This is a genomic window from Pandoraea sp. PE-S2R-1 (assembly GCF_002179865.1).
Taxonomy (GTDB): Bacteria; Pseudomonadota; Gammaproteobacteria; order Burkholderiales; family Burkholderiaceae; genus Pandoraea.
In genome coordinates this window covers 1-453 of the sequence record NZ_NGUR01000091.1, presented here as the reverse complement: position 1 = coordinate 453, position 453 = coordinate 1, and the positions used below count along the sequence as shown (strand labels likewise).

The window sequence follows — 453 nt, the reverse complement described above, 5'->3', positions numbered from 1 at the left end:
ACGCCGGAAACGGTCGATGTGCTCAACGCCGATCTGTTCGCGAAACTGGCGCAGGGCGCTTACCTGATCAACGTGGCACGCGGGGCGCATCTGGTCGAAGCCGACCTGCTCGCTGCGCTGGAGAGCGCTCAGATCGCCGGCGCAACGCTCGACGTGTTCCGCACCGAACCGTTGCCTGCCGACCATCCGTTCTGGCGTGCACCGCGCATCACCGTAACGCCGCACATTTCCGCCATGACGTTGCGCGACGAAACGGTCGCGCAGATCGCGGGCAAGATCGCCGCCCTTGAGCGCGGCGAAGCCATTACCGGCATCGTCGATCTGACACGCGGCTACTGAGCTATTTAGCCGCGCCTCAGATCCCTTGCCTGCACCCCTACGAGGAGACAACTCATGGTGACGTCCCATCTGCCGCAGCGCGTGAAAGTGGTCGAAGTCGGCCCGCGCGACGGC

At 64.9% G+C, this 453-nt stretch carries 1 protein-coding gene; it reads left to right on the top strand.

Annotated features, from left to right (window positions below):
- Positions 1 to 339, top strand: a 339-nt coding sequence (locus CDV44_RS27175) for an NAD(P)-dependent oxidoreductase (protein ID WP_305790824.1), incomplete at its 5' end; no start/stop codon positions are given.
- Positions 340 to 453: the final 114 nt, after the last annotated feature.